10 protein-coding genes are annotated in these 11,661 nt (G+C 60.3%); 3 read left to right on the forward strand and 7 right to left on the reverse strand.

What is annotated here, in order from left to right:
- Positions 1-35 precede the first annotated feature (35 nt).
- From AC3IP0_RS05185 to AC3IP0_RS05205, 5 genes are all read right to left on the reverse strand, one after another.
- Entirely contained in the window at positions 36-671 is a 636-nt protein-coding gene (locus AC3IP0_RS05185; protein WP_489319723.1) for a lysoplasmalogenase, read from the reverse strand.
- A 2-nt stretch (positions 672-673) separates the two neighbouring features.
- Positions 674-1,066 carry a protease inhibitor I42 family protein gene (locus tag AC3IP0_RS05190; protein WP_489318508.1) on the reverse strand — a complete coding sequence of 131 codons (393 nt, stop codon included), beginning with the start codon at positions 1,064-1,066 and terminating at the stop codon, positions 674-676.
- A 284-nt stretch (positions 1,067-1,350) separates the two neighbouring features.
- Positions 1,351-3,768: an endopeptidase La gene (gene lon, locus AC3IP0_RS05195; protein WP_489318509.1), complete on the reverse strand. Its 2,418-nt coding sequence runs from the start codon at positions 3,766-3,768 to the stop codon at positions 1,351-1,353.
- A 295-nt stretch (positions 3,769-4,063) separates the two neighbouring features.
- Positions 4,064-6,475 (reverse strand): glucose/quinate/shikimate family membrane-bound PQQ-dependent dehydrogenase, encoded by a 2,412-nt coding sequence (locus AC3IP0_RS05200; protein WP_489326804.1) that lies wholly within the window; start codon positions 6,473-6,475, stop codon positions 4,064-4,066.
- A gap of 126 nt (positions 6,476-6,601) precedes the next feature.
- On the reverse strand, positions 6,602-7,984 hold the full coding sequence (locus tag AC3IP0_RS05205) for a carbohydrate porin (protein WP_489318511.1): 1,383 nt from the start codon (positions 7,982-7,984) through the stop codon (positions 6,602-6,604).
- 306 nt (positions 7,985-8,290) lie between these two features.
- Here AC3IP0_RS05205 and AC3IP0_RS05210 point away from each other — a divergent pair, with 306 nt between their 5' ends.
- Together AC3IP0_RS05210 and AC3IP0_RS05215 are read left to right on the forward strand one after the other, a co-directional pair.
- Positions 8,291-8,521: a VF530 family protein gene (locus tag AC3IP0_RS05210; protein WP_007975135.1), complete on the forward strand. Its 231-nt coding sequence runs from the start codon at positions 8,291-8,293 to the stop codon at positions 8,519-8,521.
- Positions 8,522-8,523: 2 nt separating this feature from the next.
- A complete protein-coding gene (locus tag AC3IP0_RS05215; protein WP_489318512.1) occupies positions 8,524-9,183 on the forward strand; it encodes a Pr6Pr family membrane protein in 660 nt (219 codons plus the stop codon).
- Between the two features lie 104 nt (positions 9,184-9,287).
- On the opposite strand, the gene AC3IP0_RS05220 is transcribed toward AC3IP0_RS05215, so the two are convergent.
- Together AC3IP0_RS05220 and AC3IP0_RS05225 are read right to left on the reverse strand one after the other, a co-directional pair.
- Positions 9,288-10,073 carry a siderophore-interacting protein gene (locus tag AC3IP0_RS05220; protein ID WP_489318513.1) on the reverse strand — a complete coding sequence of 262 codons (786 nt, stop codon included), beginning with the start codon at positions 10,071-10,073 and terminating at the stop codon, positions 9,288-9,290.
- Positions 10,070-10,642 (reverse strand): PadR family transcriptional regulator, encoded by a 573-nt coding sequence (locus tag AC3IP0_RS05225; RefSeq protein ID WP_489318514.1) that lies wholly within the window; start codon positions 10,640-10,642, stop codon positions 10,070-10,072. Before AC3IP0_RS05225 ends, AC3IP0_RS05220 begins: the two co-directional genes overlap by 4 nt.
- A 505-nt stretch (positions 10,643-11,147) precedes the next feature.
- Between AC3IP0_RS05225 and AC3IP0_RS05230 the strand changes: the two genes are divergently transcribed.
- Positions 11,148-11,627 (forward strand): CS1 type fimbrial major subunit, encoded by a 480-nt coding sequence (locus tag AC3IP0_RS05230; RefSeq protein ID WP_489318515.1) that lies wholly within the window; start codon positions 11,148-11,150, stop codon positions 11,625-11,627.
- The last annotated feature ends 34 nt before the right edge of the window (positions 11,628-11,661 follow it).

Consider the following 11,661-nt stretch of genomic DNA (forward strand, 5'->3'; position numbering starts at 1 on the left):
CCTGATAGGTTATTTCAGGCATGAGCTTGTATAAACTATCTGGTTTTTTGAAAAAACGTCGACGCGGTAATTCCCCATTGACCCAGCCAATAACTGAGGATGATCACGTACGGCGCCGCATCGAACGGCACCACAAACCGACTGATGCCGATCACGCTGTCGGAGAACACAAACGCCACTGCCCCCGCTGCTGCCAACAGTGCCGAGCGTTTGGGCACATCGGTCCCGAGTCGGGCCAGAGCGCGCCAGAGCATGGCGCTGATCGCCGTGCCATAGACAATCACGGGCACCAGCAATGGGCCCAGGCCGTTGGAAATCAAAATCCCCAGCAGTACGGCGCCGACGCCGAGGGCCAGCACCAGCGGCAGCACGGCCAGGCGTCGGCAATCGCTCAGATAAGCCTTGAGGTAAGCCAGGTGCGCGACCAGAAAAGCGCCCAGCCCAAACACGAACAAATCCCCCGGCCATGCCAGCAACACGTCGCCGATCAGGGAGAAAATCAACCCCAGGCTGATCCAGCGCCGATATTCGCCGGGCGGTGCGTCGTGCAGCCAGCCGAGCAGGGCCAGCACCGGCAGCGGCTTGACCAGCAGGCACAGCAGAGATGCATGCACGCTCAGGCCATAAAGGAAGGTCACTGCGCCCATCAGCGCCAGAATCAGCCAGCCCACGGTCAGTTGACCGAGATCGCGCAGTCGAACGAATCCACCGGCAGCACTTCCGGCGCCCATGGTTGTTGCGAGGTCAGGCGCAAACGTCCGGTGCCGGGCGCAAAAGCCTGAAAGCGCCAGGTCGAGACCCCGGCCGCGCCGACGATGCCGGCATCTTCCGGATTTCGATAAACCTCCGGCCCCAGGGTGTGCAACACGCCGCCGGCGGAATCCTGGATCGCCCAGCGATAGCCCGTGGTCGGATTGCTCGGCAGGGTCAGGATCAGGTTTTGCCCGTTGCTGAGCTGCACCGGACATTCGCTTTGTCTTTCCACGGTCACGTTGTGCGCAGGTTGCGTGGCGCATCCGGCCAGCAGGGCGAGGGCGAGGGGGACAAACAGGCGAATGGGGGACATGGGGTCAGGGGCTCCGGCGTTCACGACGAACGGCGAGCATAACTTAAGATGAGACAAAGTGTGACAGTCAGCCTTGGGCTGTGGTGCCAGAGCTGACGCCATCGCGAGCAAGCTCGCTCCCACAGGGTTTTTGCAGTGAACACAAAATTTGTGAACAGCATTGATCATTGTGGGGAGCAAGGCCTGCACAGGGATTTGCAGTGAACACAGATTCTGTGAACACCGCCAACCACTGTGGGAGCGAGCTTGCTCGCGATAGCGGTAGTGCAGTCGCTACAGGAACATCAGAAAAGCACCTTCGCCACATCCGCAAACCGCTTGGCAAAGTGCACGGTAATTCCTTCCTTCAGATACTCCGGCAGCTCCTCGAAATTGCCCTGATTCGCCTCCGGCAGAATCAGCTCGAAAATCTTCTGCCGCCGCGCCGCAATCACCTTTTCCCGCACTCCGCCAATCGGCAGTACATGCCCGGTCAACGTCAGTTCGCCGGTCATGGCCACGCCTTTTTTCGGTGGCTGGTTGCGCGCCAGCGATAGCAGGGCACTGGCCATGGTCACGCCGGCGCTCGGGCCGTCTTTCGGCGTGGCGCCTTCCGGCACGTGCAGGTGGACGAAGGCCTCGTCGAAGAACTTCGGATCGCCGCCATAGGACTTCAGGTGCGAGCTGACGTAGCTGTAGGCGATTTCCGCCGACTCCTTCATCACATCACCCAGTTGCCCGGTGAGCTTGAAGCCACGGTTGAGGGTGTGGATGCGCGTGGCTTCGATCGGCAGGGTCGCGCCGCCCATGCTGGTCCAGGCCAGGCCAGTGATCACGCCGACACCCGACAGCACCTGCTCGTTGCGGAACACCGGTTTGCCAAGGGACGTTTCGAGGTCTTTCGGGCCGAGCTTGATCACCGCTTTCGGCTCGTCGAGCAGTTTCATCACCGCTTTGCGCACCAGTTTGCCGAGGTTTTTTTCCAGCTGGCGCACGCCGGCTTCACGGGCATAACCGTCGATCAGCGCCTTGAGCGCGCTGTCGCTGATGCTCAGGCTGCCCTTGGATACGCCGGCTTTCTCAAGCTGCTTGGGCCACAGGTGACGCTTGGCGATGGCGACTTTTTCTTCGGTGATGTAGCCCGACAGGCGAATCACTTCCATCCGGTCCAGCAACGGGCCGGGGATCGAGTCCAGGGTGTTGGCGGTGCAGATGAACAGCACTTTCGACAGGTCCATCCGCAGATCCAGATAGTGGTCGAGAAATTCGACGTTCTGCTCCGGATCGAGGGTTTCCAGCAGCGCCGAGGCCGGGTCGCCCTGGTAGCTCTGGCCCATTTTGTCGATTTCGTCGAGCATGATCACCGGGTTCATCACTTCGACGTCTTTCAGCGCCTGCACCAGTTTGCCCGGCTGCGCGCCGATGTAGGTGCGGCGATGGCCCTTGATCTCGGCTTCGTCGCGCATGCCGCCGAGGCTGAAACGGTAGAACGGCCGGCCCAGGGTTTCGGCGATGGATTTGCCGACGCTGGTCTTGCCCACGCCCGGCGGCCCCACCAGCAATACGATGGAACCGCTGATCTCGCCTTTGTAGGCCCCGACCGCGAGGAATTCGAGGATGCGGTCCTTGATGTCGTCGAGGCCGGCGTGGTGTTTGTCCAGCACCTTGCGCGCGTGTTTGAGGTCGAGTTTGTCCTCGCCGTACACGCCCCACGGCACCGAGGTCGCCCAGTCGATGTAATTGCGGGTCACCGCATACTCCGGCGAGCCGGTTTCGAGGATCGACAGCTTGTTCATTTCCTCTTCGAGGCGTTTCTGCACCTGCGCCGGCAGGACTTTGCCCACCAGCCGCTGCTCGAACTGTTCGAGGTCGGCGCTGCGGTCGTCCTTGGTCAGCCCCAGTTCCTGCTGGATGACCTTGAGTTGCTCCTTGAGGAAGAACTCGCGCTGATGTTCACCGATCTTGCGGTTAACTTCGTCGGAAATCTCTTTTTGCAGGCGCGCGACTTCGACTTCCTTGCGCAGCATCGGCAGGACTTTTTCCATGCGCTTGAGCATCGGCACGCAGTCGAGCACTTCCTGCAGCTCACTACCGGTGGCCGAGGTGAGCGCGGCGGCGAAATCGGTCAGCGGTGACGGATCGTTGGGGCTGAAGCGGTTGAGGTAGTTCTTCAGCTCTTCGCTGTACAGCGGGTTGAGCGGCAGCAGTTCCTTGATCGCATTGATCAGCGCCATGCCGTAGGCCTTGACCTCGTCGGTCGGCTCGGTGGGCTGGTGCGGGTATTCGACCTCCACCAGGTACGGCGGGCGGTGATGCTTGAGCCAGGTCTTGAGGCGGACGCGGGTCAGGCCTTGGGCGACGAACTGCAGCTTGCCGTTTTCGCGGCTGGCGTGGTGCACCTTGACCAGGGTGCCGTAGAGCGGCAGGGCCGAGGTGTCGAAGTGGCGTGGGTCTTCCTGGGGGCTGTCCATGTAGAACAGGGCCAGGGAATGGTGTTCGGACTTGGCCACCAGGTCCAGGGTCTCGGCCCACGGTTCTTCGTTGACGATGACCGGCAGCACCTGGGCCGGGAAGAACGGGCGATTGTGGATCGGGATGATGTAGACCTTGTCCGGCAGGTTCTGGCCAGGCAGGGCCAGGCCTTTGCCAGGTTTGTGCTGCGGAACGTTTTCCGGATCGGCGTATTCACTCGGGTCTTCGGGGAATTCCTGCTGGTCGCTCATGGGGGCACCTGCGCAATGGGTATGGGTCTTAGATGGGGCAGGTTGGCGGTGGTTTCAACGGTTATTTTCTGCAACGCCGTGTTTCGAAGGCGTGTTCAGCGCAGAGACAGGTTAGCTGGATTGTGGCGCGATGCTCTGCGCTTTTGCTTTTGTAGGAGCTGCCGCAGGCTGCGATCTTTTGATTTTCCAAGATCAAAAGATCGCAGCCTGCGGCAGCTCCTACAGAGGATGGTGGCGATAATAAAAAAGGCGACTCCTTCGCAGGAGTCGCCTTTGTTTTGACTGCCGCTAAAACTTACTCGGACAGTTTGTACGCAATCACATAGTCACCCATCTTGGTGCCCAGTGAGCCGTGGCCACCGACGACCAGCAGCACGTACTGCTTGCCGTCCTTGCCGGTGTAGGTCATCGGCGTAGCCTGACCGCCAGCCGGCAGGCGCGATTTCCAAAGTTCGTTGCCGGTGTTGACGTCATAGGCGCGCAGGTATTGATCCAGCGTGCCACTCAGGAAGCCGACGCCGCCGGCGGTCACCATCGAGCCGCCCATGCTTGGCACGCCGAGTGGCAGGCCGATAGGCAATGGCGAGCTGTCGCGGCTGGTGCCGTTCTTGCGTTTCCACACGACTTTGCTTGTGGTCAGGTCGATGCCGGCCACGTAGCCCCAGGCCGGAGCCTGGCACGGTACGCCGAACGGCGACATGAACGGGTGCATGATCACCGCGTAAGGGGCGCCCGTGTTCGGTTGCACGCCCGCGGTTTCACTCTCGCGCTTGCTGTCGGCCGCGACTTCGGCGCGAGGCACCATCTTCGAGACGAAGGCCATGTAGTTCGGGCTGGTGAACAGGATCTGGCGAACCGGGTCGACCGAAACGCCGCCCCAGTTGAAGACGCCGACGTTACCCGGATAGATCAGGCTGCCCTGTTCCGACGGCGGGGTGTACTGGCCTTCGTAACGCAGTTCCTTGAACTGGATGCGGCACAGCATCTGGTCGAACGGGCTGGCGCCCCACATGGCTTTTTCGGTCAGTTCCGGGGCCAGCAGGTTCAGGTCCGAACGGGCCTGGGTCGGCGCGGTGTGGTCACCTTTCACGGCGCCTTGCGGAGCCGGGATTTCCTTGATCGGGATGATCGGCGTGCCGTCACGACGGTCGAGGACGTACAGGCTGCCCTGTTTGGTCGGGGCGATCAGCGCAGGTTTCACGCCGTCGGCGGTTTTCATGTCCAGCAGGGTTGGCTGGCTGCCGACGTCCATGTCCCACAGGTCGTGGTGAGTGAACTGGTAGTTCCAGCGCACCTTGCCGGTGGCCAGGTCCAGCGCGACCAGGCCGGCACTGAACTTCTCTGCGCCCGGGGTGCGGTCTGCGCCCCACTGGTCAGGGGTCTGGTTGCCCAGTGGCAGGTAGACCATGCCGAGTTTTTCGTCGACGCTGGCCAGCGACCACATGTTGGCCGAGTTGCGGCTGTAGTGTTCGCCCTCTGGCAGCGGTTCGGTCGCGTCAGGATTGTTGCTGTCCCAGTTCCACACCAGATGACCGTCGTGTACGTCAAAGGCACGGATCACGCCGGATGGCTCGTTGGTCGACTCGTTGTCGGTGACGTGGCCGCCCATGATCACCAGGTTACGGGTGATCGCTGCCGGCGAAGTGGAGTAGTAGCCACCGGGGGTGAACGGTCCGATGCCTTGAGTCAGGTCAACCACACCGTTTTTACCGAAGCCTTCGCAGACCTTGCCGGTGTCGGCATTGAGTGCGATCAGGCGTGCATCGGCGGTTGGCAGGTACAGACGACGCGGGCAGGCTTGGGCGACGGCTTTGCCGGCCTCGGAAATCACTGCAGAGGCAGCGTTTTCAGACTTGGCGTAGGCCGCTTCGTCGTAGTAGGACACGCCACGGCAGGTCATGTGGGCGAAGCCCTTGAAGCCCACCGGGCTCTTGATTTGCGGGTCGAAACGCCACAGTTCCTTGCCGGTGTCCGGGTCCAGCGCCAGCACCCTGCTATGGGCGGTGCAGGCGTAGAGCATGCCGTTGGCCTTGAGCGGGGTGTTTTCGTTGGTCAGTTCCACCGGGTCATCGGCGGTTGGCAAATCGCCGGTCTGGATACGCCAGGCTTCTTGCAGCTTGCCGACGTTGGCCGGGGTGATCTGCTTGAGCGGCGAGTAGCGGTCACCGAATTCGCTGCGGCCATAGGCCTGCCAGTCGCCTTCGGGCATTTGCGGCGCGGTGCTGCTCATGTCAGCCGAGTCACGACCCAACTCGCCGAGGGTCTCGCCCGGATGGGTGAACAGGCTGGCCACGGCGGTGACACCGGCCAGGACCACGGCCACGCTCAAGGCGCCAGTACCCATAGGGGCAGGGCCGTTGATCAGCAATGGACGACGAAACCACGGCAGCAGCATCACCACACCGAGGGCGAACCACAGCGCCAGGCGCGGCACCAGTTGCCACCAATCCAGGCCAACTTCCCACAACGCCCAAACAGTGCTGGCGAACAGCATCAGTGCGTACAGGCCCAGTGCCGCGCGGCGGGCGGCGATCAGCAACACTCCGCTCAGCGCGATGCCGATACCGGCCAACAGGTAATACAGCGAGCCGCCGAGCATGCTCAGCTTGATCCCCCCGGCCAGCATGGCCAGGCCCATCAGTAGAAGCAGGATGCCGAGCAGGGTCGGCAACAGACGGCTTCGACTCAAGGCACTATCAGTGCTCATAGTGTGATTCTCCGTGACATTTCAAGTAGTCCTGCGCAAGTTCACTGTAGATGACGATCTTGTGCGGGCATGGTTCAGATAAAACGGGTGTGGTTGATGCAGTCCCACAAGGTTTTTCGGTGTTTTTTAGAACGACGACTGGACCTTGATCCCGCCGATCAGCGCGTCATCGACCTCGTTCACGCCACCGGGATGGCGGATGTATTGCAGGTTCGGGCGCACGGTCAGCCAGTGGGTCACGTGCACGCCGTAATAGAGTTCGGCGCTGTATTCGGTGTCCTGGGGAGGCAGGTAGGACGGGTTGTCGTAGTCGAAGACGACATTGGCCTGGTTGGTCGCCTCGGCATTCTTGCGAAAGGCCGGGTTGACGTGGACGCGGGCCATGGCAAAGCCGATGTCGTCCCTGATGCGCGCGTCGAACGGGCCTTTGTAGACAAGGCCGGCCTGGACGTAGTTGTCGATGGCGTTGGTCTTCTTGTCGTGCATCGTACCGTTGGCGAACAGGCTCAGGCCGCGGGAGTGGTCGCTGGCGAGGCTGGTGACTTGCTGCTGAAGGCCCAGCCATATGCCGTGTTTGCTTGACGCGCTGCGGTAGGCTTCGCCACTCAGGGCGGCAGGCTGGCCATTGCTGTCCTTGTAGACGTCGGTGGCGCTGGCGCTGCTGTAGTAGTAACCGGCGCGGTACTCACCCGGCAGGCCGTTGAGTTTTGGCGTCCATACCAGCTCCACCGGCAGGACTGTGCCCTGGGTGCCGCTGCCGCTGAGCTTGAAGCCGTTGTCGCGGTCAAGGTTCGACGGGTTCTGCTCGTACGCGCCGACCTGTGCATAAAGCTCTGGCGTCAGGTGATATTTGACCCGCATCGCCCACTGGCTGACCGGCCAGTTGTACCAGATGTCGCCCGCCCAGTTGCCGACCTGGGAACCGCAGAACGCCAGGTTCTGGAAGTCGCAGGGGAAGCTGTTGAAGTCTTCGCCTTCGCCGAATCGGCCGACCTTGATGTCGAGTTTTTCATCGAAGAACTTCTGCTGGTACCACATCTGCGTCAGGCGCCAGGTCTGGCCGCGGCCCCAGACTTCCTGGGCCGAGGTGAAGCCGCCGACACGCGGGTCGTTGATGCGGTCGTTGCTGATGTTGTTGCCGCTGCGTTCGGTGATGGTCAACTGGAACTCGGCGTCGTCCCAGCCGAGGATTTTCTGCAAGTCCAGGTGGGTGCCCAGGCCGAACTGGTCGCTGTAGCGCGCGGTGCGGTCGTGGTCGTAGCCGCCGTGCAGATTGCTGCCCATTTCACCGGTGTAATCGACTTTGAAGTCGTAGCCTTTTTCCGCGAGCTCTGTGCGAGTGCCGTTCCAGTCGCCGAGCATCCACGGTGAATCGCTATCGAAGGCAGGCGCCGCCTGAACGCAGGAGGCAAGGCCCAGCGCTGTGATGCCACCGATCAGGGGCAGGATGTTTCGGTGGGCAGCAGTTGCAAAGACAGCGCTGTCTCGCAAGGATTTAAAGTTGGGCATAGAGACGGAGTTCTTGATCTTTTTCTGGGGGATAAACGGAAAGCAGCAGGCGTGAAGCGAAAGCGGAAGCGTTTCAGCAGGCGGCGGGGCGCAAGGATAATGTTCTGTTACAAATAGAGAAAGTGCTTTTGCTGACATGCATCGTTTCGGATTTGGTAACAGTGACAAAAGATCGCAGTCTTGAGTGACGCCATCCGCGCGTTTTCCTGCACAGGCTCGGGACTTGTCCGGACGATCTTTTCCGTTTCACCTACATTTAACGTAAGGTGCGCGGCTTCCAATTCCCACTCTGCTCGAAGGCCCGGCATGACCGAACACAACATCGATCCGTTGCATGGCGTGACGCTGGAACAGATCCTCAACGCGCTGGTTGAACACTACGAGTGGTCGGGGCTGGCCGAGCGCATCGATATCCGCTGCTTCAAGAGCGACCCGAGCATCAAGTCGAGCCTGACGTTCCTGCGCAAGACCCCGTGGGCGCGGGAGAAGGTCGAACGCCTGTATGTGAAGTTGATGCGCACCAAACGACCGCTTTGAACATGGCCGACCCGTCTGCGTTTCGCCGTCGTTTTGTGGCCGTGGCTGCCATGCTCGGCTGGGCGGGGTTGAGCATCCAGATGTACCTGATTTTCCATTCACGCTGGACGCTGGGTGCCAGCCTGATCGGTGGGCTCGTGAGTTTTTTCAGCTTTTTCACCGTCCTGAGCAACACCCTGGTGGCGACCGTGCTGACCTGCGAATGGACATCCCGCGAGTCGGCCGCGCGCCGCTGGTTCCTGCAGCCCTGGGTCAGCAGTGGGATTGCCGTGAGCATCGCCGTGGTGAGCCTCGCCTACAACCTGTTGCTGCGCCACTTGTGGCATCCCGAGGGCTGGCAATGGCTGGCCGATGAACTGTTGCACGACATCATGCCGTTGCTGTTTCTGGGGTATTGGTGGTGTTGTGTGCCCAAGGGCACATTGCGCGTGTGGCATATCGCGCTGTGGGTGATTTATCCACTGCTGTATTTCGCCTATGCGCTGTTGCGCGGGCATCTGCTGGCGGTTTACCCGTATCCCTTCGTGGATGTGGACAAACTGGGTTATCCAAAGGTGTTCATCAATGCCGGCGGGTTGTTGGCGGGGTTTGTGGTGATTGGGTTGCTGGTGATCGGGCTGGATCGGTGGCTTGGGTCTCGTACCAAGAGTCAGCGTTTGTAGTGTCTTAGGCGCCGCCATCGCCAGCAGGTTCGCTCCCACATTGGAACTGCGTACATCCGCCCTTTGTGGGAGCGAGCCTGCTCGCGAAGAGGCCCGCGAGCAGATCACTCCTCGCCGCTGTCCCCCAATTTCCAGTACCCAACCGCCTTGACGAACTGTTCGTCCAGCCCATGCTCATCGAGCAACACCCGACGAATCTGCCGCGACACCTTGCTCTCGGTCGCCACCCACGCGTACAGGCTGCCGGCTGGCACCTGGATCTGGCGCACGATGGTCAGCAGATTGTCCTTGCCGCCTTCGCGCAGTACCCAGATCACATTGACCTCGGCCGCGCTGTGCAGCACTTGCTGCTCCTTGCCGTTTTCCACCTCGACAATCACCAGCGCACGGCGATTCGCCGCCAGGCCCTCCAGGCGCCGGGCGATGGCGGGCAGGGCGGTTTCGTCGCCGATCAGCAAGTAGCTGTCGAAGATGTCCGGGACGATCATCGAACCCCGTGGCCCGCCGATGTGCAGGAACTGTCCCGGTTGGGCCTGCGCCGCCCAGGTCGAGGCAGGGCCGTCGCCGTGCAGCACGAAGTCGATGTCCAGTTCCAGGGTATCGAGGTCATAGCGGCGCGGGGTGTAGTCGCGCATTTCAGGTAGCGGACCGTTGTCCTTGCCGGCGCCCAGCACCAGGGTCTCCAGCGCCTCAGCCTGCTCGGCGTTCTGCGGGAACAACAGTTTGACGTGATCGTCCGTGCCCAGGCTCACGAAGCCTGCCAATTCAGGGCCGCCCAAGGTAATCCGGCGCATGCGCGGGGTCAGGTCGACCACGCGCAACACTTCCAGGCGACGGCGTTTGATGTCGTGCAGGACACGGTGAATGGTTGAGGCGATGACTTCAGTCATTCGGCGTTCTCCTGAACGGGTTGAACGGCGGGACCGTCGACGATGGCTTTGGCGGTGTTGTTGAGCAGGTCACGTACCCGCAGGATTTCGTCCGGGCTCCAGCGCCCATGGTGCATTTGCAGAGCGTGGCGCAGGTTATGCACAGCCTCGTGGATTTCCGCCGGGCGATCATGGCCGCGCAGCGAACGCTTGCTGACGTCGATGCGCATGCGCACACCATCCAGTGCTACGGCTTGCTCTTGCAGGAACAGACGCCCGGCATCGGTGATGGTGTAGCGTTTTTTTCCGCCTTCGGCGTCGCCCAGGATCAGTTCGCTTTCTTCCAGGAACGTCAGGGTCGGGTAGATCACGCCGGGGCTGGGGCAGTAGGCGCCTTCGAACATGCCTTCGATCTGGCGGATCAGGTCGTAGCCATGGCACGGCTGTTCGGCGATCAATGCCGGCAGCAACAACTTCAGATCGCCGGGGGCAAACACCCGGGGCCCGCGGCCGCTACGTTCGCGGGGACGTTTCTCGAAGCCGTCGCGGCCATCGCCGTGCTCGCGGTGGGGGGAATGATGGTCTCTCATTTTCTGCTTTCTCTCGTCGTGTTTAGATACAACTTAAGATATATCTTAACGATCTGGCAATGACTCCCGACCAACGGCACCCCCCGCGTCGACCCTGGCTTGAAGGTCAAATCTAAAAAATAGTGCTTATTAGTACAGGTAAAACCTCCAGAATTAGTGTTAACTCTCTAATAGGCTAGTTTGCTCCATTGTTTACTGTGGTTGTGGTATTGGTCTTACAGAAGTTACTTTGTTAATATCTCGAGTGTCATTGCTGGCAGGAGCTGTTTGTAGTCTGTCTCTTACAGTCAAACATTGATTTTATAGTTATTTCCGCTTTTTTCTTTCTGCTATCGTGGCACTCCGGCTACGCACTTGCAGGAACTTTCTTGCTTACTTTAAAGATAAATTGATCGATCATCTTTCGGCGTTGAAAGTTCAGCTGAGCAAGTGGCTGCTCGTGACAGTTTTTTGCTCGGTATGAGCTTTCAGCACTTCATCCTTTTAAAAACACAGGTACTGAAAGATGTTCAAGAAAATTGCGTTCGCTGCTCCCCTGGCTGTTCTGGCTCTGAGTTCTTCGATGGCGTTTGCCGCTACCGAAGCCAGGCACACCATCAGTCTGGTTGCTACTGTCAATGCTGACGACTTCTATGCGGTGCCGGTTGACTTTGATCTGGTCAACAAGGATCAGGACATGAGCTACAACCCCTCTACCAATGCCATGAGAACCGTGGATGGGCACTTTGATGTGCTTCATACCGCCGGCAAGGTCAATGCCCGACTTGAAGGCCTCCCCAAGCTGATTGCCGGTAACAAAAGCATCGACTTGAAAGTCGAGCTCAATGGCAAAACGCTGACAACCACTTCACAGGAAGTGGTTGGAGATGAAGAGTCCAATACCCGTTATCGCGCGCCATTCAAGATCAGTGCGGTTACCACGCAAAAACCTAGTGCAGGCGATTACACCGGCGTCGTGATGTTGGTTGTCGAGCCTTCCGTCTAAGTAATACCGGCGACGGCAAACCGTTTACTTGTTT

The sequence above is a fragment of the Pseudomonas sp. GL_103 genome, from assembly GCF_057835175.1.

Coding starts and splice junctions, on each gene's coding strand:
- AC3IP0_RS05190 (WP_489318508.1), bottom strand. CDS start 1,066: ATGTCCCCCATTCGCCTGTTTGTCCCCCTCGCCCTCGCCCTGCTGGCC.
- lon (WP_489318509.1), bottom strand. CDS start 3,768: ATGAGCGACCAGCAGGAATTCCCCGAAGACCCGAGTGAATACGCCGAT.
- AC3IP0_RS05200 (WP_489326804.1), bottom strand. CDS start 6,475: ATGAGCACTGATAGTGCCTTGAGTCGAAGCCGTCTGTTGCCGACCCTG.
- AC3IP0_RS05205 (WP_489318511.1), bottom strand. CDS start 7,984: ATGCCCAACTTTAAATCCTTGCGAGACAGCGCTGTCTTTGCAACTGCT.
- AC3IP0_RS05210 (WP_007975135.1), top strand. CDS start 8,291: ATGACCGAACACAACATCGATCCGTTGCATGGCGTGACGCTGGAACAG.
- AC3IP0_RS05215 (WP_489318512.1), top strand. CDS start 8,524: ATGGCCGACCCGTCTGCGTTTCGCCGTCGTTTTGTGGCCGTGGCTGCC.
- AC3IP0_RS05220 (WP_489318513.1), bottom strand. CDS start 10,073: ATGACTGAAGTCATCGCCTCAACCATTCACCGTGTCCTGCACGACATC.
- AC3IP0_RS05225 (WP_489318514.1), bottom strand. CDS start 10,642: ATGAGAGACCATCATTCCCCCCACCGCGAGCACGGCGATGGCCGCGAC.
- AC3IP0_RS05230 (WP_489318515.1), top strand. CDS start 11,148: ATGTTCAAGAAAATTGCGTTCGCTGCTCCCCTGGCTGTTCTGGCTCTG.